Source organism: Flavobacterium longum (genome assembly GCF_965137575.1).
GTDB lineage: Bacteria > Bacteroidota > Bacteroidia > Flavobacteriales > Flavobacteriaceae > Flavobacterium > Flavobacterium longum.
On the sequence record NZ_CBCRZJ010000001.1, the window covers coordinates 341,843 to 361,510 of the forward strand.

Consider the following 19,668-nt stretch of genomic DNA (forward strand, 5'->3'; position numbering starts at 1 on the left):
TTCAATACACGTTTTTCCTTTTCTTAGAAAAAACTTTCACCAAAATACCGGCAACCAGCGCGGCCAGCCCGATTTGCATGATGGTGATGGAAATGAGTTCGTTGCGGTTGTATCGGATGACCATTTCTTCTGTCGGGTCTTGGTAGGGAACGCCCGCAAAAACTATTTCATAAATAAAACCGACGACAATCAGCGCCAGTCCTATTTTAATGAGATGTTTTTTGATCCAGTTCATTATTCTGATACCTTGATTTCAAAAAGTTTGTCCCAGTTCTTGCCGGTGACGAAAATCGTTTTGGTCTTCGGGTTGTAGGCGATGCCGTTCAGGACTTCCGCCGTTGGGCTTTTCAGTTCTTTGCGCAGGGCAGACAAATCCAGCACGCCAGTCACTGCGCCGGTGGCCGGATCAATCACCGCGATGCCGTCCTGTTGCCAGATGTTGCCGTAAATCTTGCCATCAATCATCTCGATTTCATTCAGGCTTTTAATCTTGTTCGCCGCCCAATACACGTTTACGTTGCCCACCATTTTTTGCGTGGCCGGATCCATTTTCCAGATCTTCTCCGTACCATCGGTCTGGTAAATGTGTGTGCCGTCGTTGGTCATGCCCCAACCTTCGATGGGTTTGTCGTATTTAAACGTCTTTTCGAGTTTCAAGGTGTTGGCGTTGTAGATGAATCCTACGCCGGATTGCCAGGTCAATTGGAAAATCCGCCCGCCGATGGCCGTTATGCCTTCTCCGAAATATTGGGCTTCCAAATCCACTTGTTTAAAGACTTTCCCTGTTTTATAGTCGTACTTCCTGAAATAAGATTGCCCTTTCTGGCCGGTACTTTCCAAAAGTGTATCGCGGTAAAATTCAAGCCCTTCGGTGAACGAAGTCACGTCATGCGGATAGGTATTGACCACGGTATATGTCAAGACATCTGCCTGCACATCAGAAATCACTTCGATGCGGTCTGTCACCTCCAGATTTTGTCCTTCGAAGTACACCAGCGCCTTGAGTTGCTGGTAGCCAAAATTTGTGTCGGCCAAATCAAACATGAATTTGTTTGTGCCCTTCACCATACCTAGTTTTTCGCCGTTTACGAAATAGACAATGCTGTCAACGGTCTTGCCCTGCGGGTTCAGGATTTCCAGTGTGGCCTTGTCGCCTTTTGTGTATTGTTCTTTCATGGCGCCGCCGTTGAACCGGAACAATTCGGCGTTGTCTTTTTTTTCACAGCTAAAGGCTGCGGCTAATATCGTGAGGGCGAACAGGTTGTAAAACTTCATGTTGACGGCTAAAAAATCCTTATTTATTTGTGCATTTGCCTTGCGAAAATACGAAAAGATTGTACATTTGCAACGGCAAGTCCTGCACGACCAGCTCCTGCAGAATCCTCCAGGGTGGGAACACAGCAAAGGTATGCGGTTGTAGCGGTGCGATGCAGGTCGCTTGCCATTTTTTTCTTCTTTTTACACGGTCTTCCTCAGGGAAGATTTTTTCGTTTTTTAGGAGCCATTCCGGCTGTACGCTGTAGCTTTTTCAAACACGCCGCTTTTGCTGCGCTTCTTCCGGCTTCCGTTGGTCGCCGTCACAAACGCGAAAAAGCAAGCGCTTTTTTCAAAAGGCTGCCGCTGCCATCCGGGCTAAACAGTTGACAATTGATAATTGACAATAGACAATTGACAATTAATAATTGGTTATTTTTGAAACCAGATTGACCTTGAGTGTTCCCATTTCCAAATTTCCAAATTTTCAAATTTTCAAATTCGCAAATTTTGTCTAAAATCATCCTCATCACCGGCGCGTCGTCGGGCATCGGAAAAGCCATCGGCGAATACCTTTACCATAAAGGTTACACGGTGTACGGCACCAGCCGCCAGCCTGAAAAGATTGTGAATTCAATGTTTCCATTGCTCGCGCTCGATGTCCGTGACCAAGACAGCATCCGGCGTTGCGTGGATGAAGTCATCCGGATTTCGGGCCGCATAGACGTCTTGGTGAACAACGCTGGCGTGGGCATCACCGGCCCGCTGGAAGAAATTCCGTCGGCGGAAATCAAGGCCAATTTCGAGACAAATCTTTTTGGCCCGATCGAGATGATGAAGGCCGTATTGCCGCATATGCGCGCCAAGAAATCGGGGCTGGTCATCAACGTGACATCCATTGCGGGCTATATGGGTTTGCCGTACCGCAGCGTGTATTCGGCGTCAAAAGGCGCCTTGGAACTCATCACAGAAGCTTTGCGCATGGAAGTCAAGCCATTCAACATCCAGATCACCAATGTGGCGCCCGGCGATTTTGCGACCAATATCGCGGCCGGCCGTTACCATGCGCCGCTCAGTCCGGCGTCTGATTACGCCAAAACCTACGAAATGATCTTGGCCGAAATGAATGCGCACGTGGACAGCGGCAGCAGCCCGGTTCAAATGGGCGAAGCGATTTACCGCATCATTAATACGCCGCAGCCGAAAATCCATTACAAAGTGGGCGCGTTCATGCAGAAATTCTCCATCGTTCTCAAACGCGTCCTGCCGGACAAAGTGTATGAAAGGATGTTGATGAAGCATTACAAATTGTAACGGCATCCGGCCTTTGTATTTTTTAAATGATTGTTGCGGTTCTCCCGTAAAATAGTTCCGGTTTATTTTAGTAATTTCGCGGCGGGTTGGAAGCCCGGCGCGAAGCGCAACGCCACAATTAAAAACACAACTTTATATATTATGAAATTTTTTATCGACACTGCGAACCTCAATGACATCAAACAAGCGCAAATGCTTGGCGTCCTGGATGGCGTAACCACGAACCCGTCGTTGATGGCCAAGGAAGGCATTGCGGGCAAGAACAATATCCTGAAACATTACGTTGACATCTGCAACATCGTGACCGGCGATGTGAGCGCGGAAGTCATCGCGACGGATTACGACGGCATGATCAGGGAAGGCGAAGAGTTAGCCGATTTGCACGAACAAATCGTCGTGAAGTTGCCGATGACCAAGGAAGGCGTCATGGCGTGTAAATATTTTTCGGATAAAGGCATCAAGACCAATGTGACGTTGGTATTCTCTGCCGGCCAAGCGATTCTTGCTGCGAAAGCTGGAGCTACTTATGTGTCACCTTTTATCGGCCGTTTGGATGACGTTTCAACGGATGGCTTGGCCTTGATCGAGGAAATCCGCCAGATTTACGACAACTACGGTTATGAAACGGAAATCCTGGCAGCATCGGTTCGCCACACGATGCACATCGTGAACTGCGCGAAAATCGGTGCCGACGTCATGACCGGACCATTGTCTGCCATCATGGGCTTGTTGAAACACCCGCTGACCGATATTGGACTGGCGCAGTTTATTGCGGACTACAAGAAAGGGAATTGACAATTGATAATTGACAATGGATAATTAAAAAGCCTGACAACGTCAGGCTTTTTTATAGACAACGTATTTCATTGTCCATTATCCATTATCAATTGTCAATTACTTCAGGTTTTCCTCAAACCGGCTATCAAACAATCCTGTAAAGGCATTGGCGATTTTTCCGTCTTGGCCCAAGATAATGGTGCGGTGGATTTTCGTGATCGCCCATTTGGCTCGCATGTCCTCGAAGTTTGCGGCGCGAACCTCGACGACACCGTTGAATTTGTAGTTGCCCAATAGCTTCTGCCATTGCACCGTGTCTGCATCCAGATTTACGGCGATGAATTGGTAATCCTGGTGGTTTTTCAAAAATGCCAATGTCTTCTTGTGCGATTCGAGCAGATGCGTCGGGGCTTTTTCGGTCCAGAAGAAAATGACGGTTTTGCCGGTGATCAGTTGGTCTGACGAAACGGTTTGCCCATCGGCGGTCACGAGGTCTACGGCAGGCAATTTATTTCCGGGCTTGAGCAACCTGATGGCATTGCCGATTTTCAGGATTTCGTTTTTCTGGCTTTTGTCGGTGGAATATTTGTGGTAGGTTTCCAGGAATTTCTGGTTGTTGCCCATGTTCTGGTCCTCGAGCAGGTAATTGAATGCGATGTTGTTCAATATCGTATTCTTGATTTTTTCGTTCCGGATAAGCGTATCGGCAATATGCATCTTGCTGATGTTGGTCTTGAGCGCCATTTCAGGATCGGCATCCAGTCCCGGATTCTTGGCGGCGGCCATGTTGCCCAACCGGTGCGACAAATACTTCACGAAAGGCGAATACCCAGAAAGCGCCGGGTTGTTCACATCAATGGATTCTCGGAAACAGTAGTAATTTTTGGGCAGTTTCGCCATGACGTCCTCGCCAGTCCTGATTTTATGGATCAGCGGATAGATCTCTTTCTTGGAATAATACGGAAGGTTTACGGCGGCATCGGCCACTATGTCAAATTCGTCGCTCCACTCGATCTCGTCTTTCTTGTCCTCGTATCTTTTGCAGTTTTTCTTGTGCGACTTTTCCACCGATTTCATGAATTTGCCCACCGGATAATCAAATACGGTAAACATACTGTCCTTGTCTTTTTCGTTGGAAAGGTACGTGTCCATCAAGAAGTTGTTCTTGCTGTCGCCGCGGCCGGAAAACGTAATGGAATTGTCGAAGTCCTGCGTATTGATGAGCACCATCAGGCTGTCGTTCTTGTCGAAGAATACATATTGGTATTCGGGTTCGTGCTTGAACGTGTAAAGCCCTGGCGCGAGTGAGTCGTATTTTTTGAAGAACCGATTGTTCTTGTCGAGTTTCAGGGTGTCGCAAAAACCGGAATCGTTGGAAAAGACAATGTAAGGTGCAGCCGGGTTCACGACTTCGCCGCCAAAATAAGCGGTAAAATTATCGTCCTTGAATGGCTTCCCGCAGGACGAGAAAAGCGCCACGATTGGCAGGCAAAGGCAACAGCAGGATGTCCTGAAAACGTTCATCTGAAGGGATTAGACAGTGTACAAATGTATCCGACTTGTTAATAAGTTGCTGTTAAGGCGGCGTTAAAAGTAATTTTGAGGGAATTGCGATTGATCATGGACGATTTTATCGATTGTGAATTGTGGTTATGAATTGTGAATTATCAATTATCGATTGTCCATTGAGAATTGATTCCGTACTTTTGCGGCGAATTTTTACAGCCAAAAAAACATGCTAACAGTCAATAATCTCTCGGTACAATTCGGCAAGCGCATCTTGTTTGATGAAGTCAACACCGTCTTTTCGGATGGCAACTGCTACGGCGTCATCGGAGCGAACGGTGCCGGAAAGTCCACGTTCCTTAAAATATTGTCGGGCGAAATGGATCCGACGTCCGGCCACGTGTTCCTCGAACCGGGCAAGCGCATGTCTGTCCTGAACCAGAACCACAACATGTTCGACGAGAAAACCGTCCTGGAAACCGTGATGATGGGCAACAAAACGTTATTTGCCGTGAAGAAGGAAATGGACGAATTGTACGCTGATTACGACGACAAGCATGCAGACCGCATCGGGGAATTGCAGGTGCAATTTGAGGAAATGAACGGCTGGAATGCAGATTCGGACGCCGCGGCTTTGCTGTCAAACCTCGGCATCGGGGAAGAATTCCACTACACGTTGATGGGCGACCTGGACGGAAAGCTCAAAGTACGCGTCTTGTTGGCCCAGGCGCTTTTCGGCAACCCGGACGTGCTCATCATGGACGAACCTACCAACGACCTTGACCTCGAAACCATTACGTGGTTGGAGAATTTCTTGGCCAATTATGACAATACCGTGATTGTGGTATCGCACGACCGTCACTTTCTGGACGCGGTGTGTACGCACATTTCAGACATCGATTTCAGCAAGATCAACCACTATTCGGGCAACTACACGTTCTGGTACGAGTCGAGCCAACTCGCCGCGCGCCAACGTGCCCAGCAGAACAAGAAAGCCGAGGAGAAAAAGGCCGAATTGGAAGAATTCATCCGCCGTTTCTCCGCCAACGTAGCCAAATCGAAACAGGCCACATCCCGTAAAAAGATGATCGAGAAATTGAACATCGCCGAGATCAAGCCGTCGAGCCGCCGTTATCCTGCCATCATTTTCGAACAGGAACGCGAAGCCGGTGACCAGATCTTGAACGTCCAGAACTTGGCTGCTTCCGTGGACGGCGAAACACTGTTCAAGAACATCGATTTGAACATGGCCAAAGGCGACAAAATCGTTTTATTTTCCAAAGATTCTCGCGCCACAACAGCATTCTACGAAATCCTGAACGGCAACCAGAAAGCCGATGCCGGGACTTACGATTGGGGCATTACGACCACACAAGCCTATCTCCCGGTAGACAACCATGAGTTTTTCCAGAATGACCTCACACTCGTGGATTGGCTCCGTCAATGGGCAAAGACCGAAGAGGAAAGGGAAGAAGTGAACATCCGCGGCTTCTTGGGCAAGATGATTTTCTCGGGCGAAGAAGCGCTGAAAACCTCACGCGTACTCTCGGGCGGCGAGAAAGTGCGTTGCATGATCTCGCGCATGATGATGACGCGCGCCAACGTGTTGATGCTCGACGAACCTACGAACCACCTGGATCTGGAATCGATCACCGCATTCAACAACTCACTCAAGAATTTTAAAGGTTCGGTGATTTTTACCACGCATGACCACGAATTCGCGCAAACCGTGGCGAACCGCGTGGTTGAACTCACACCGAATGGCGTTATTGACCGTTACATGACCTTCGACGATTATCTGGATGATGAGAAAATCCAGGAGTTGCGCAAGAAGATGTACGCATAAAATCAAAAAAGCCTGTCGCGAAGACAGGCTTTTTCTTTACCCAATTTTTCTATTTTTTGACCCGGCTTATGACCCAGACGATTAAGGCGATGACCAGCAGCACCAAGAATATCCCTACTCCCATACCTGCTTTGAAAATGCCTTCTACCAGTTCACAGCCAGAAAACAGTGTTAATACCAAGAATAGCAAGATCGTTTGTGTGAATTGTTTTTTCATGGTTTCGTGTTAGATGGTTTTATATCGGTAAAGTTGCGTCGGTTTAACATGATTTTGTTTATACGATGGAAATTAAATTTTACACGATTAACAGTTGCAGGCAAAAACAATTTTCACCAGCGGGAAAAAATCGCTATTTTTACCTCCCAAACGCGAACTGCTTATGGGCCAGAAAGTACTGCTTACCACTAAGGAAGTTGACATCATCCTGCATCGTTTGGCCTGCCAACTGATTGAAAAACACCTTGATTTTTCAGACACCGTACTCATCGGCATTCAGCCACGCGGCACGTATCTCGCCAACCGGTTGAAGAATTTGCTCCAGAAAGATTACAAATTGCCCGAGGTAACACTGGGTTTTCTCGACATCACTTTTTTCCGCGACGATTTCCGCCGTACCGATAAACCCGTTGAAGCCAGCCCAACCACACTCGATTTTGTCATCGACAACAAAAAAGTCATTTTCATAGACGACGTTTTGTACACGGGTCGCAGCATCCGTTCCGCACTGAGCGCCATCCAATCTTTCGGTCGCCCGAGCGAAATTGAATTGCTGGTCTTGATCGACCGCCGGTTCAGTCGCCATTTGCCCATCCAGCCCGATTACCGTGGCCGTCAGGTGGATGCCTTGGGTGGCGAGAAAGTAAAAGTGAACTGGAAGGAAAATGACGGGCAGGACAGCGTTTACCTAATCAATTGCAACGAATAATGAGCGAGCTCTCCGTAAACCACTTGTTGGGCATCAAATACCTCACGCCGAAAGACATCGATCTGGTGTTCGAGACGGCAGACCATTTCAAGGAAGTGCTGCAACGCCCGATCAAGAAAGTGCCATCGTTGCAACACATCACCATCGCCAATATTTTTTTCGAGAACAGTACGCGCACCAAGTTGTCCTTTGAACTCGCGCAGAAAAGGCTGTCTGCCGATGTGATGAGTTTTTCGGCGGCGCAGTCTTCGGTTAAGAAGGGCGAAACCTTGATCGATACTGTAAACAACATATTGTCGATGAAGGTCGATATGGTCGTGATGCGCCATTCGCATCCGGGTGCGGCGTATTTCCTATCGCAAAATGTCAAGGCCAGTATCATTAATGCCGGAGACGGTGCACACGAACACCCCACGCAGGCCCTGCTGGACAGTTATTCCATCAGGGAAAAACTGGGCGGTGTGGGCGGCAAGAAAGTCGTGATCGTCGGCGACATCCTGCATTCGCGCGTAGCATTGTCAAATATCTATGCGCTGCAGATGCAGGGTGCCGAGGTGAAAGTCTGTGGCCCGAAAACGCTCATCCCGAAATACATCGAAAGCCTCGGCGTCACGGTAGAACCGAATTTGCGCAAAGCCTTGGAATGGTGCGATGTGGCCAACATGCTCCGCGTCCAGAACGAACGCATGGATGTCAATTATTTTCCATCGACCCGCGAATATGCCCAACAATATGGCGTTGACATGGCCTTGCTGCAATCGCTGAAAAAGGAAATCGTGATCATGCATCCGGGCCCGATCAACCGCGGCGTGGAAATCACCAGCGAAGTCGCCGATTCGTCGCAATCCGTCATCCTCAACCAAGTGGAAAACGGCGTGGCCATCCGTATGGCGGTCATCTATCTGCTGGCGTCGAAAATAAAATGACCTCCGGCATTTAGCGCATCGGGAGAACTTCGTAAATTTGGACGAAAGGCCACCGCCCGAACCAAAATCCCCGCTTATGAAAGTCGAGCAGAAAGGAAACAGCACCATTGTTAAGGATACGCAGGCCAACGCCGAAGCATTCCTGATGAAACTCACGCACGAACACAAAACCTTCGAGAAACAGAATTTGATCCTGGACATCACGGCCGATAAAACCGTGTCGCTCAAAACCATCAGCCAATTCAAATCCTTGTCTAAAATCCATCGCAAAGGCAAAAAATCATTCGTGATCGTGGCCGACGGCATTGACTTTACGCAAGTGCCCGATGCCTTGGTCGTTGTCCCGACGGTATTGGAGGCGCATGATTTGATCGAGATGGATGAGATTGAGCGCGACCTTGGTTTTTAATTAATAATTAATAGTTAATAATTAATAATTCCATGTCTCGTGATTTTGAGGTTGACCACTATTCATTATTCATTATTAATTATTCATTAGTAAAGTGAAGCTCACCATACTCGGCTGTTACGCCGCCACGCCCCGAACTTTTTCCAGCCCGACGTCGCAAGTCCTGGAAATCAAGAACCATACGTTTTTGATGGATTGCGCGGAAGGCACGCAGGTGCAGCTCCGGAAGAACAAGGTGAAGTTCTCCAAGATCGAACATGTATTCATTTCGCACCTGCACGGCGACCATGTGTATGGTTTGATTGGCTTGGTGTCCACTTACATGTTGCTGGGCCGGACGGCACCGTTGCACATCCACGGCCCGAAAGGCATCAAGGAAATGATTACGATGCAATTGCGGTTGTCGCAATCCTGGACCAACTATGAGTTGCATTTCCACGAATTGGAAGCCACGTTTCCGGAAGTGGTCTTTGAGGACGATACCGTAGTGGTTTCGACCATTCCGTTGAAACACCGCATTTATACCAACGGTTATCTGTTCAGGGAAAAGCATGGTTTGCGGAAACTCAACGCCGATGCCGCCGAATCGTTCGATATCGATAAGTGTTATTATCGGAACATTGCTTTGGGAAAAGACGTGCCTGACGCCAACGGGAATATCATCAGCAATGACCTTTTGACCTTTGAACCTGTGAAGCCCAAGAGCTACGCTTTTTGTTCGGACACGATTTACGACGAAACCATTGTTTCTTATATTAAAGGTGTCGATATATTGTACCACGAATCGACGTTCCTGGATACCGAACAAGCGCTGGCAGAAAAGACCATGCATGCCACTGCACGTCAGGCGGCGCAAATTGCGAAACTGGCTGGAGCAAATCAACTGGTCTTGGGCCATTATTCAACGAGGTACGACAGCATCCAATTGTTCAAGGACGAGGCGGCAACCGTTTTCCCGGACGTTTTGCTGGCCGACGACGGCGCTGTATTTGAATTTTAAAAATTTGAGTCATGAAAGATTTAAGCGACTACAGAAAATCATACGAGAAAAGTGAATTGGACGAAGCCCACGCGCCGGATTTCCCAATGGAATTGTTCGGGAAGTGGTTTCAGGATGCCGAAGCCACGTCGTCCGGCGAAGAAGTGAACGTCATGACCGTATCGACAATCGGGTTGGACGGTTTCCCGAAAGCCCGGATCATCTTGTTAAAAAAATACGACGCAGACGGTTTTACCTTTTTCACCAACTACGGTTCTGAAAAAGGGAAGGCCATTGCAGCGAATCCAAACATCTGTCTGTCATTTTTCTGGCCGCAGACCGAAAGACAAGTCATCATTAAGGGTGTCGCCGAAAAAGTCCCTCAGGCCGATTCGGACGAATATTTCCTATCACGTCCAAAAGGCAGCAGGCTCGGCGCTTTGGCTTCGAACCAGAGTGAAGTGATTGCGTCACGCAAAGTCATCGATGACCGCTTGGCCGAATTGGAGCAAGTTTATCCAGGTGACGACGTGCCGCGTCCCGAAACATGGGGCGGTTATCTGGTGCGCCCGCTGGAAGTCGAATTCTGGCAGGGTAGGGCCAACCGGTTGCACGACCGCATCCGCTATCGCAAGGAAAATGGATGGATTAGGGAAAGGCTATCGCCGTAATCACCTAATTTTAGTAAATGTTTGCATTCTTTGGGAAGCAACAAAGCAGTCACTTCGGCTGCTTTTTTTATTGTAATTGTAGGAAAATATACCCATGTAAATCATAATTAGTGCATTTCATCGATTTTATTTGGTAGTTTAACGATGATTAGGCTATGTTTGACTCAAGAAAACAAAACAACACGTTCTTATATTAAAGATTTTGCCCCACAATCTACTTTAATACGTCAAACAAAACAAATCAAAATTTTTTAAAGGAGTTTGCCCCACAATCTACTTTAAACAAAACCTACAACGCTATGAGGACAACATTACTCCGTTCATTGTTGCCATTGGCAATGGTGTTCACCATGATTTCTTGTTCTACAGACGAATCTACCCAACCGTCTGGAACAGATACTGCTATTGTTGAAACCTACGATTACAACCCTGCTGAATTGAAACTGATGACCTTGATCAATGATTATAGGGAATCAGTAGGCCTGACCAGGCTCGAAAAAATCAACTACATCTCCTACAAATCTTCAGAGCACAACACCTACATGATGGAAAACAATGTGGTGAACCACGATTATTTCCAGCAACGCTCACAAGATTTGATCAATTTACTCGGCGCCGAGCGCGTAGGCGAGAACATCGCTTACAACTATGGTTCACCGGAAGGTGCATTGCATGCCTGGTTGAACAGCCCGGACCACAAAGCCAATATCGAAGGTGATTACACTAATTTCGGTGTGTCCATCGCAACAGATCCGGACACCGGAAAAACTTACTATACCAATATGTTCATCAAGAAATAATTGGGTAGAATTTGATTGTGTTTTTTTGTTTTGACAACTAAGCCACCCCTGCCCCGGGGTGGTTTTTTCACCTCAGTCAAAACGTTTCCAACCAAACCATTTAAAACAAACCGATATGCTGCTACTATTGATTATTGCCACCGTCCGAAAGACGATGACCCTGCAAAAAGAAAAGCAGATGCGTCAAAGAATCGAAATCCATTAAATCAAGTTTAATAAACCGAAGCACCCGATGGGTGCTTTTTTTTTGTGGAAAAACGGATGACTCGGCCACTCCGGAGTTTCATCTTAGAAATTTCCGCGACACTGGCAAGGAAAAGGTTTACGATCGCTTGTATTCTGAAGCCAGTAACCCGAAAACGACAGAATCTTCGGCCACGCCATCCACGAAGTAATGACCGCGAAGCACGCCTTCTTTCCGGAAGCCGAAACGCTCGGCAAGCTTCAATGACGGAATGTTATAGTCTGCAATCAAGGCTTCCACGCGGTTGAGTTTCATGCCATCGAACCCAAAATCCAGGACGGCACGCATGGCTTCGGTCATCAGGCCTTTTTCCTTGTACACATCGTCGTAAAGCCCATAACCGATTTCGGCCCGTGCATGATCCACGTACCAGGTATGGTAACCGCACCAGCCGATGTGCGCATTTGAAGTTTTGTCGAGCAGGTGAAACCAAAGGAAGCTTTTGTTGAAAGTCGTCAGTCCGTCGGTGTACATTTTCTGCTCCCGGAGAAATCCTTTTTCGGATGTGATGCCAAAGAACGCGCGCAACGCTTCGTCAGAAAATGTTTCATGGACGAATCGGTGGACTTCGGGCGTGATTTTTCTAAGGATGAGTCGGTCGGTGGTGATGGTTTCAAATTCCATGACCGAAAGGTAAAAAAAAACATCCCGGAATGACCGGGATGTTTCTCAATAAAATTGACACTAAATTTATTTTTTGACCGGAACTTTTACGTCTTGGTCCAGCGCCGTGATGATAAATTCACTACGACGGTTTTCCTGATGTTCTTCTTCCGTACACGGTACGCCATCGGCACACTTGTTTTTCAACACGCGCTCGCCGTAGCCGCGACCCGTCAGACGGTCTTTTGCAATACCGTTCTGTACCAACCAAGCAATGGTCGATTTGTTACGACGGTCAGACAACCTGTCGTTGTAGGCGTGGCTCGCACGGCAATCGGTGTGCGAACGGATGTCGAGTTTCATGCTCGGATACTGGTTGAGTACGTCGAGGATTTTCTCCAATTCGAACGCGGCGTCAGGACGGATGTTCCACTTGTCGAGGTCGAACAGGATTTCCTTGATGCCGAATACACCGGCAAGGTCACCACCAATCGGAACCACTTTCACGCGCTTGTCGAGTTGGATCGGTAAGTCCGTTTTTCCGGATTCGGCCGGGATGTGAACTTTGACTTCCTTGGTTTCGTAATCTTCTTTTTCGGCGCGGACATAGTAGTCCGTGTCGCACTCTACTTCAAATTCATAGTAACCTTTGTCATCGGCGACGACTTCACCAATCTTGTTGAACTTGGCGTCCATCAAAGTGACTTTTGTGCCCGGCAGGATTTCTCCGGTTGCGGCGTCGGTCACGATACCTGAAAGCATCTGTTCGCAAATCAGCTTGCGCGTTTCCAGGAATTTGTAGATGTCGTCATTGCCGTTGCCACCGTCGCGGTTCGAGGTCAGATAACCTTTGCGGGTTGCCGTGTCGATCAGGTACGCGAAATCGTCTTTCGGGGAGTTCGCCGGTTCGCCCAGGTTGATTGGTGCTTTCCAGCTTCCGTCTTTGTTTTGGCGCGCCATGAACAAGTCAAGTCCGCCCAAGCCCGGATGGCCATCGGTGGCAAAATACAATTCGCCTTCATCGGTAATCACTGGGAAGGTTTCCTTGCCCGGCGTATTGATTACATCACCCAGATTTTCCGGTGTTCCAAATGAACCGTCGTCATTCACGGTTACTTTAAAGATATCGGATTGTCCGCGCGTGCCTTCCATGTCGGAAGCGAAATACATCGTCTTGCCATCAGCAGAAAGCGATGGGTGTGCACAACTGTAGCCGTCACTGTTGAAAGGCAGTTCGGTGATGTTGCTCCATTCGCCTTGCGGCTCGCTGGATACTTTTCCGTCTTTGTCTTTCTTCTTGTCTTTTTCAGGTGTTTCTACCCAAGTAGCCTTGTAGATTTTCACATACGTATTGCCTGCACCGTTTTTGCCGCGCTTGCCGTCGTTGAAATTGTTGCGGGTAAAATATACTGTTTTACCGTCTTTCGCGAAAGCGGGCGATGTAGCATCGTTGAACTTGGTGTTCATCTTGCGGCCTGCAAATTTAGACACGGGGCCGAGGCTGTCTGTGTCTTTGTCTGGCTGTGCTTTTACTTCCGAAGCGTAAAGGTTCGTGAAATATTGGCCCGTCCAAGAGTGGACACGTTTCGAGAAGTTTCCGGTATCGCGGGCTGAGGCGAAAACGAGTTTGTTCCCGAACAGTGCGCTGCCGTAATCTGAATACTTGGTGTTTACACCGGCATCGGTAATCTTATAACGACCTGAATTCTTCTTGATGACTTCCATGTAGTTTTTGTTGGCCGCGTAGTTTTTGGCGCGGGCATCTTCGGCTACTTTCTGGCTGAAGGTTTCCATCATCTGGTTGGCCTTGTCATATTGCTTGATCGCTTTGAGCGACTGGGCATAGCGGTACAAATACTCCGGTTCCTGCTCGGCGTTCATCGCGAAGAGCTCACCATAATATTGTGCAGCCTTGTCGAATTCAGAGTTGAAATAGAAGGCATTGGCCAACTTCTGGAACAAATCTTCCGACTTATAACCCTTGGCGGCGATGCGTTCGTAGGTCTTTGTGGCATCGATGTAGGCAAACCGGTCGTATTGCTTGTCGGCCCTTGCCTCGCCAGCCTTCTGTGCATAACCGTTGAAAGCTAATACACTGAATAATACTATATACGTTAATTTTTTCATGATGCGCTGTTTTAGAAGAATCTTGGGGTTGTTATACGGTCATGGTTCCTGAAGAGTTCAAATCTAAGGAAAATTTCGTGCGATCCTGAATTGTAACGCCTGAGGTTGGTGGTTTCATGGTCGTATCCGTACCCGATGAACAAGCCGTCGGTGATCTGGAAACCCGCCATGGCACTCACAGCCGCGCTCCAACGATAGGCCACGCCCAGAGTCAATTTTTCGTACAACAGGAAGTTTCCGGAAACATCCACCTGAAGTGGCGCACCTGCAACGACTTTGCTGAGCAATGCCGGCTTGAACTTCAAATCTGGCGTAATGTCAAACACGTAACCTGTGATGAAATAGTAGTTGATCTCACGTTGACGTACCGAATAATCATTGTCGTTGTAGTTCTCTGTCCGGATGAAGTTAGGCACCGACACACCGGCATAGAAGTTACCGCCGTGTAAATACACACCGGCACCGATGCCAGGCGTAAACTTGTTGCTTACATCCTGCAAGTGGTCATCGCCCGGATCTTGCGGGTTCAGGTCGGCACTATTTAGGTTGAACAAGTTACCTGAAGCTTTCAAACCGAAAGACAATTTGTATTCTTCATTCATCGGGACGGTGTAGGAAACGTCAACCGAAATGTTGTTCTCATTGGTAGGCCCAATTTTATCGTTGATGAAAGACACGCCAATGCCGACATTGCTGTTGTTGATGGGCGTGTTCAACGAGAATGCATTAGTAGTAGGAGCGCCGTCGAGCCCGACCCATTGGGTACGGTGCAAGCCGAAGATGCTCATTACTCCTCTCGACCCCGCATAGCCAGGGTTCACGTTGATGGTGTTGTACATGTACTGGGTGAACTGTGCATCTTGCTGCGCATAACTCACCACTCCTGTCAACATCAAAACGAAAAGTAATATTCTTGTTTTCATTAGTTTCTTGTTTTATTCCCGGGAGTTTGGCGGCTCCCGGGAGATGTTAGATTTGAGTGATTATCTTGAAAGGTATAAATATCCGTCTTTTTTCACATTGGCACCATCCGAAGTCGTGTATTCTATGATGTAGAAGTACGTTCCGGTTGGCAACTCAGATGCCTTGGACACTGTAACCCTTCCTTCAGAAACTCCTTTGAAAGAATTTGCAGCGTTGTCATATTGCTTGGTATCGTACACCAGTACACCCCAACGGTTGTAGATTTCTACTTTGTTGGTAGGGTAGCACTCGAACTGTTCGATGTTCTCGATGGAGAAGTACTCGTTCAATCCGTCACCGTTTGGTGAGAAGGCGTTGTGGATCACGATGTCGTTACAAGGGAATGGTCCGCAATCTTCGTCCACAGTCATGATTACTTTAATCGTTCTCGGACAGTTTGGATCGTTAACCGGATATTCCAGTGTATAAGTTCCCAGTTGGACACCATTACCTACAAAGTTGCTTCCGTTCAATCCACCAGAGCCGTCAACATCGATCCAAGTTCCGCCGGTTGGCGTGCCTTCAGGAAGGAGTGCATTCAAATCAACTGGCGTGATATCGGTGAAACAAGCCCTTGAAGGAATGTTCACGTCGGCATTGGTAATCGTGACATTGACAGTCTGTGTGAAAGTACCCACGTTACCACAAGCATCGTCAACAGTCCAGGTTCGTACAATCGTGTAGCTGCCCGCTTGTTGGTTGATGATTGTCTCGGCAAATACCGGCTGGTTAACCGTAGAACAGTTGTCGCCGAATGTCAATTGTGGTACGGCCGGAATCTGGTCGCAAGTCACGTTTACTACGGCGTCGAATGTTTCGTTAGCAAACGGTGCAGTCGAGTCGATTACCGTGATGACTTGTTGGCCGGTGGTAGGGTTGCCGCAAACGTCTGTAGCAATCCAAGTCCTGGTCAACGTATAGCTTGACGGACACGCACCTGGTGTGGTGGTTTCGGTCATCGCTACGGTCGCAGTTCCACAGTTGTCTGTAGCCGTCAGCACAGCAGCCGTCGGGATAGCGTCGCACTCAACCGTGATGTTGGCCGGAATGGCTTGGTCAAAGGTTGGCGAAGTCATATCGATTACAGTGATGTTCTGTACCGCCGTCGCTACGTTGCCGCAAACATCGGTAGCTGTCCAAGTACGTACGAGTGTGTATGAACCTGCACAAGCACCAGTATTGGTTGATTCGCTCATCGTTACCGTTGCACCGCCGTTACAGTTGTCTGATGCGGTCAGGGTAGCGGCTGTAGGAACTGCGTCACAAGATACAGTGATGTCGGCCGGCGCTTGTTCGTTGAACGTTGGCGCGACGTTGTCATCAACAGTAATGATTTGCTGTGCAGTAGTCGTGTTGCCACAAGCGTCGGTGAACGTCCAGGTACGGGTTACCACGAAGGAATTCGGGCAATCGCCTGGTGTAGTTGCATCCACACCGTCAACAGTGATGACTTCACCACAGTTGTCTTCGGCAGTCAGTTGAGACATTGGCGGCACTTCAGCCGTACAAGCGATGGTCATGTCAACCGGCACTTTGGTTTGTACTACCGGTGCTTCGTTGTCGCTTACCGTGATGACTTGTTGCGCAGTCGATGTGTTGCCACAAGCATCTGTAAATGTCCAGGTACGAGTCGTTATGAACATGTTCGGACAACCGCCTTGTACAGTGGTGTCCACACCTTCTACGGTGATCATCTCTCCGCAGTTGTCCATGGCAGTCAATGAAATCATCGCTGGAACTTCACCTGCACAAGTCAGGGTAATATCGGCTGGAGCCTGAGGCGCAACCGGTGCCACATCGTCATTAACAGTAATGACTTGTTGAGCAGTGGAAGCGTTACCGCAAGCGTCGGTGAATGTCCAAGTACGGGTGATTACGAATGAGTTAGGACAGTTGCCTTGTGCGATTGAATCGTTACCCGATGCACTGATCTGGTCGCCACAGTTGTCTGTAGCGGTCAGCGTCACCATGGCAGGAACATCGCCTGCGCAAGTTACCGTTACGTTTTCTGGCGCAGCTGGTGCCACCGGAGCTTCTGTATCGTTCACGTTGATGGTTTGTGAAACAGATGAACTGTTGCCGCAAACGTCAGTGAAAGTCCAGGTACGGGTTACCACGAACGAGTTCGGGCAGTTTCCGGCAGCAATCGCATCAACACCTTCGGCTGTAATCTGTTCACCACAGTTGTCTGTAGCCGTGAGCGATACCATTGCTGGCACATCGCCGGCGCAAGATACGTTTACGTTTGCTGGCGCTTGAGGCGCAACTGGAGCAACCGTATCGTTTACCGTGATGGTTTGCGATACCGATGATTGGTTGTTACAAGTATCAGTAAATGTCCATGTACGTGTAATGACGTATGCGTTGGCACATGCACCCGGAGTCACTGTATCTACAGCCACACCAGCTACGTCACCGGCGCAATTGTCGGTAGCCGTAAGGTCGGCAGCAGCAGGCACTTCACCGGCGCAAGCCACAGTTACGGCAGCCGGTGCTTCTGGAGCAACAGGTGCAGTCGTATCAACGATGGTGAACGTAGCAGTTGTTGAAGCTGCGTTGCCACAAGCGTCGGTAGCTGTAAAGATTACAGATACTGCAGCCGAGCAGTCGTTACCGATCGTATTGAAATTATTGGTCCAAACTACATTTGAACAAGTGTCAGTAGCAGCCGCACCACCGTGGCTAGACAGCCAGTTGTTGAGTGCATCTTGGCTACCGCTTCCGTCACACTCTACCACCAGATCGGCAGCTTGTGTATTGATGGTTGGCGGTGTAACATCTTGTACGTTGATGGTCTGTGTAGCAGTCGATGCGTTACCACAAGCGTCTGTGGCTGTCCAAGTCCTTGTTACGGAGTATGAACCGGCACATTGGCCTTGTGTGGTCACGTCGTTGAAAGTCAAGGTGAAGGCACTTCCACAAGCATCCGTGGCGGTAGCCTGTGCGAATTGCGGTGCGGCAGGACACTCGATGGTCGAGGTCGCTGGCAGCTCGGCAATCACCGGCGCCACCGTATCTTCCACATTGATGGTCTGCGAAGCCGTCGCGGTGTTTCCACAAGCGTCGGTAGCGGTCCAAGTCCTTGTTACGGAGTATGAACCGGCGCACTGGCCGTTNGTGGTCACGTCGTTGAAGGTCAGGGTCACGTCACCGGCGCAGTTGTCGGTGGCGGTAGCCTGGGCGAACTGCGGCGTGGCAGGGCAGGCGATGGTTGACGCTGCAGGCAATTCTGCGATTACCGGCGGCACGTTATCGTTCACGGTAATGGTCTGTGCGGTNGAAGATGTGTTTCCACAAGCATCGGCGAAAGTCCATGTACGTGTAATGACATAATTGTTNGCACACTGTCCGGCAGCGATGGCATCTACGCCTTCCACGGTGATGACCTCACCACAGTTGTCTGTGGCCGAGAGTGAAACCATGGCAGGAACCTCGCCGGCACAAGCCACGGTCACGTTGGCCGGGGCCTCAGGGGCAACCGGAGCCACGTTGTCGTTCACGGTGATGGTCTGTGCAACTGATGTCGAGTTGTTGCAGGCATCGGTGAATGTCCATGTACGTGTGATCACGAATGAATTCGGGCAGCTTCCGGCAGCGATGCTGTCCACACCGTTGGCGGTGATGGTACCGGAACAGTTGTCGGTAGCGGTCAAGGTCACGTTTGCAGGAACGTCAGCGGCACAAACGGCAGTTGCGTTTGCCGGAGCCTGAGGGGCAACCGGAGCCGTTGTATCCTGTACGGTAAAGGTAGCCGATGTGTTCGAAGCGTTTCCGCAGGCATCTGTAGCGGTGAAGATCACCGTCACGGCAGCCGAACAATCGTTGGCAAGCCCGTTGAAGTTATTGCTCCAGACCACGTCGGAACAAGCGTCCGTAGCCTGAGCACCGCCGTTAGAGGCGAGCCAGTCGTTCAGGGCAGTGGTGTTGCCCGAACCGTCACACTCGATGCTGATGTTGGCAGCCTGTGTGGTGATGTCCGGTGCAGTGGTGTCCTGTACGTTGATGGTCTGTGTAGCAGTCGATGCGTTACCACAAGCGTCTGTGGCTGTCCAAGTCCTTGTTACGGAGTATGAACCGGCACATTGGCCTTGTGTGGTCACGTNGTTNAAAGTCAAGGTGAAGGCACTTCCACAAGCATCCGTGGCGGTAGCCTGTGCGAATTGCGGTGCGGCAGGACACTCGATGGTCGAGGTCGCNGGCAGCTCGGCAATCACCGGCGCCACCGTATCTTCCACATTGATGGTCTGCGAAGCCGTCGCGGTGTTTCCACAAGCGTCGGTAGCGGTCCAAGTCCTTGTTACGGAGTATGAACCGGCGCACTGG

The 19,668-nt window shown here is 49.2% G+C and carries 17 protein-coding genes, 1 other RNA gene and 4 pseudogenes; 10 read left to right on the plus strand and 12 right to left on the minus strand.

The window, feature by feature from the left end:
* Window position 1 precedes the first annotated feature (1 nt).
* Together ACM9J1_RS01585 and ACM9J1_RS01590 are read right to left on the minus strand one after the other, a co-directional pair.
* Window positions 2–235 carry a hypothetical protein gene (locus ACM9J1_RS01585; RefSeq protein ID WP_415580114.1) on the minus strand — a complete coding sequence of 78 codons (234 nt, stop codon included), beginning with the start codon at window positions 233–235 and terminating at the stop codon, window positions 2–4.
* Window positions 235–1,275 (minus strand): glutaminyl-peptide cyclotransferase, encoded by a 1,041-nt coding sequence (locus ACM9J1_RS01590; RefSeq protein WP_415580115.1) that lies wholly within the window; start codon window positions 1,273–1,275, stop codon window positions 235–237. The genes ACM9J1_RS01585 and ACM9J1_RS01590 overlap by 1 nt, the downstream gene beginning before the upstream one ends.
* 73 nt (window positions 1,276–1,348) lie before the next feature.
* On the opposite strand from ACM9J1_RS01590, the gene ffs reads away from it, so the two are divergent.
* The 3 genes from ffs (at window position 1,349) to fsa (ending at window position 3,363) form a co-directional block, all read left to right on the plus strand.
* An RNA gene (ffs, locus tag ACM9J1_RS01595) (signal recognition particle sRNA small type) lies at window positions 1,349–1,447 on the plus strand.
* A gap of 317 nt (window positions 1,448–1,764) precedes the next feature.
* Entirely contained in the window at window positions 1,765–2,568 is an 804-nt protein-coding gene (locus tag ACM9J1_RS01600) for an SDR family oxidoreductase (protein WP_415580116.1), read from the plus strand.
* 141 nt (window positions 2,569–2,709) lie between these two features.
* Window positions 2,710–3,363, plus strand: coding sequence for a fructose-6-phosphate aldolase (fsa, locus tag ACM9J1_RS01605; protein ID WP_415580117.1), 654 nt, complete (start codon window positions 2,710–2,712; stop codon window positions 3,361–3,363).
* Window positions 3,364–3,462: 99 nt separating this feature from the next.
* Here fsa and ACM9J1_RS01610 read toward each other — a convergent pair whose 3' ends face one another.
* A complete protein-coding gene (locus ACM9J1_RS01610; RefSeq protein ID WP_415580118.1) occupies window positions 3,463–4,869 on the minus strand; it encodes a TlpA family protein disulfide reductase in 1,407 nt (468 codons plus the stop codon).
* A 211-nt stretch (window positions 4,870–5,080) separates the two neighbouring features.
* On the opposite strand from ACM9J1_RS01610, the gene ACM9J1_RS01615 reads away from it, so the two are divergent.
* Window positions 5,081–6,697, plus strand: coding sequence for an ABC-F family ATP-binding cassette domain-containing protein (locus ACM9J1_RS01615; protein WP_415580119.1), 1,617 nt, complete (start codon window positions 5,081–5,083; stop codon window positions 6,695–6,697).
* A gap of 49 nt (window positions 6,698–6,746) precedes the next feature.
* Here ACM9J1_RS01615 and ACM9J1_RS01620 read toward each other — a convergent pair whose 3' ends face one another.
* Window positions 6,747–6,914: a hypothetical protein gene (locus ACM9J1_RS01620; protein ID WP_415580120.1), complete on the minus strand. Its 168-nt coding sequence runs from the start codon at window positions 6,912–6,914 to the stop codon at window positions 6,747–6,749.
* A gap of 163 nt (window positions 6,915–7,077) precedes the next feature.
* Between ACM9J1_RS01620 and pyrR the strand changes: the two genes are divergently transcribed.
* From pyrR to ACM9J1_RS01650, 6 genes are all read left to right on the plus strand, one after another.
* The gene (pyrR, locus tag ACM9J1_RS01625) at window positions 7,078–7,623 is read left to right on the plus strand and encodes a bifunctional pyr operon transcriptional regulator/uracil phosphoribosyltransferase PyrR (RefSeq protein ID WP_415580121.1); all 546 of its coding nucleotides are present in this window, start codon (window positions 7,078–7,080) and stop codon (window positions 7,621–7,623) included.
* Window positions 7,623–8,549 carry an aspartate carbamoyltransferase catalytic subunit gene (locus tag ACM9J1_RS01630; RefSeq protein WP_415580122.1) on the plus strand — a complete coding sequence of 309 codons (927 nt, stop codon included), beginning with the start codon at window positions 7,623–7,625 and terminating at the stop codon, window positions 8,547–8,549. Before pyrR ends, ACM9J1_RS01630 begins: the two co-directional genes overlap by 1 nt.
* A 76-nt stretch (window positions 8,550–8,625) precedes the next feature.
* A complete protein-coding gene (locus tag ACM9J1_RS01635) occupies window positions 8,626–8,958 on the plus strand; it encodes a ribonuclease Z (RefSeq protein WP_415580123.1) in 333 nt (110 codons plus the stop codon).
* 94 nt (window positions 8,959–9,052) lie between these two features.
* The gene (locus ACM9J1_RS01640; RefSeq protein WP_415580124.1) at window positions 9,053–9,958 is read left to right on the plus strand and encodes a ribonuclease Z; all 906 of its coding nucleotides are present in this window, start codon (window positions 9,053–9,055) and stop codon (window positions 9,956–9,958) included.
* A gap of 11 nt (window positions 9,959–9,969) precedes the next feature.
* A complete protein-coding gene (gene pdxH / locus ACM9J1_RS01645; RefSeq protein WP_415580125.1) occupies window positions 9,970–10,608 on the plus strand; it encodes a pyridoxamine 5'-phosphate oxidase in 639 nt (212 codons plus the stop codon).
* A 299-nt stretch (window positions 10,609–10,907) separates the two neighbouring features.
* On the plus strand, window positions 10,908–11,408 hold the full coding sequence (locus tag ACM9J1_RS01650; protein ID WP_415580126.1) for a CAP domain-containing protein: 501 nt from the start codon (window positions 10,908–10,910) through the stop codon (window positions 11,406–11,408).
* A gap of 322 nt (window positions 11,409–11,730) precedes the next feature.
* On the opposite strand, the gene ACM9J1_RS01655 is transcribed toward ACM9J1_RS01650, so the two are convergent.
* From ACM9J1_RS01655 to ACM9J1_RS14370, 8 genes and pseudogenes are all read right to left on the minus strand, one after another.
* The gene (locus tag ACM9J1_RS01655; RefSeq protein ID WP_415580127.1) at window positions 11,731–12,276 is read right to left on the minus strand and encodes a GNAT family N-acetyltransferase; all 546 of its coding nucleotides are present in this window, start codon (window positions 12,274–12,276) and stop codon (window positions 11,731–11,733) included.
* A 66-nt stretch (window positions 12,277–12,342) separates the two neighbouring features.
* Entirely contained in the window at window positions 12,343–14,382 is a 2,040-nt protein-coding gene (locus ACM9J1_RS01660; RefSeq protein WP_415580128.1) for an OmpA family protein, read from the minus strand.
* An 11-nt stretch (window positions 14,383–14,393) separates the two neighbouring features.
* Entirely contained in the window at window positions 14,394–15,305 is a 912-nt protein-coding gene (locus ACM9J1_RS01665) for a PorP/SprF family type IX secretion system membrane protein (RefSeq protein ID WP_415580130.1), read from the minus strand.
* A 60-nt stretch (window positions 15,306–15,365) separates the two neighbouring features.
* On the minus strand, window positions 15,366–18,461 hold a 3,096-nt coding region (locus tag ACM9J1_RS01670; protein ID WP_415580131.1), incomplete at its 5' end, for an HYR-like domain-containing protein.
* A gap of 1 nt (window position 18,462) precedes the next feature.
* Window positions 18,463–18,623 (minus strand): annotated as a pseudogene (locus ACM9J1_RS14355) (hypothetical protein); the annotation flags it as partial.
* Window position 18,624: 1 nt separating this feature from the next.
* Window positions 18,625–18,683: pseudogene (locus tag ACM9J1_RS14360) on the minus strand (hypothetical protein); the annotation flags it as partial.
* 1 nt (window position 18,684) lies between these two features.
* A pseudogene (locus ACM9J1_RS14365) lies at window positions 18,685–19,447 on the minus strand (HYR-like domain-containing protein); the annotation flags it as partial.
* A 5-nt stretch (window positions 19,448–19,452) separates the two neighbouring features.
* Window positions 19,453–19,541, minus strand: a pseudogene (locus tag ACM9J1_RS14370) (hypothetical protein); the annotation flags it as partial.
* Window positions 19,542–19,668 lie beyond the last annotated feature (127 nt).

Excerpts from the sequence above, each read along its gene's own strand:
- ACM9J1_RS01585 (WP_415580114.1), bottom strand. The coding sequence starts at position 235 with ATGAACTGGATCAAAAAACATCTCATTAAAATAGGACTGGCGCTGATT.
- ACM9J1_RS01590 (WP_415580115.1), bottom strand. The coding sequence starts at position 1,275 with ATGAAGTTTTACAACCTGTTCGCCCTCACGATATTAGCCGCAGCCTTT.
- fsa (WP_415580117.1), top strand. The coding sequence starts at position 2,710 with ATGAAATTTTTTATCGACACTGCGAACCTCAATGACATCAAACAAGCG.
- ACM9J1_RS01610 (WP_415580118.1), bottom strand. The coding sequence starts at position 4,869 with ATGAACGTTTTCAGGACATCCTGCTGTTGCCTTTGCCTGCCAATCGTG.
- ACM9J1_RS01615 (WP_415580119.1), top strand. The coding sequence starts at position 5,081 with ATGCTAACAGTCAATAATCTCTCGGTACAATTCGGCAAGCGCATCTTG.
- ACM9J1_RS01620 (WP_415580120.1), bottom strand. The coding sequence starts at position 6,914 with ATGAAAAAACAATTCACACAAACGATCTTGCTATTCTTGGTATTAACA.
- pyrR (WP_415580121.1), top strand. The coding sequence starts at position 7,078 with ATGGGCCAGAAAGTACTGCTTACCACTAAGGAAGTTGACATCATCCTG.
- ACM9J1_RS01630 (WP_415580122.1), top strand. The coding sequence starts at position 7,623 with ATGAGCGAGCTCTCCGTAAACCACTTGTTGGGCATCAAATACCTCACG.
- ACM9J1_RS01635 (WP_415580123.1), top strand. The coding sequence starts at position 8,626 with ATGAAAGTCGAGCAGAAAGGAAACAGCACCATTGTTAAGGATACGCAG.
- pdxH (WP_415580125.1), top strand. The coding sequence starts at position 9,970 with ATGAAAGATTTAAGCGACTACAGAAAATCATACGAGAAAAGTGAATTG.
- ACM9J1_RS01650 (WP_415580126.1), top strand. The coding sequence starts at position 10,908 with ATGAGGACAACATTACTCCGTTCATTGTTGCCATTGGCAATGGTGTTC.
- ACM9J1_RS01655 (WP_415580127.1), bottom strand. The coding sequence starts at position 12,276 with ATGGAATTTGAAACCATCACCACCGACCGACTCATCCTTAGAAAAATC.
- ACM9J1_RS01660 (WP_415580128.1), bottom strand. The coding sequence starts at position 14,382 with ATGAAAAAATTAACGTATATAGTATTATTCAGTGTATTAGCTTTCAAC.
- ACM9J1_RS01665 (WP_415580130.1), bottom strand. The coding sequence starts at position 15,305 with ATGAAAACAAGAATATTACTTTTCGTTTTGATGTTGACAGGAGTGGTG.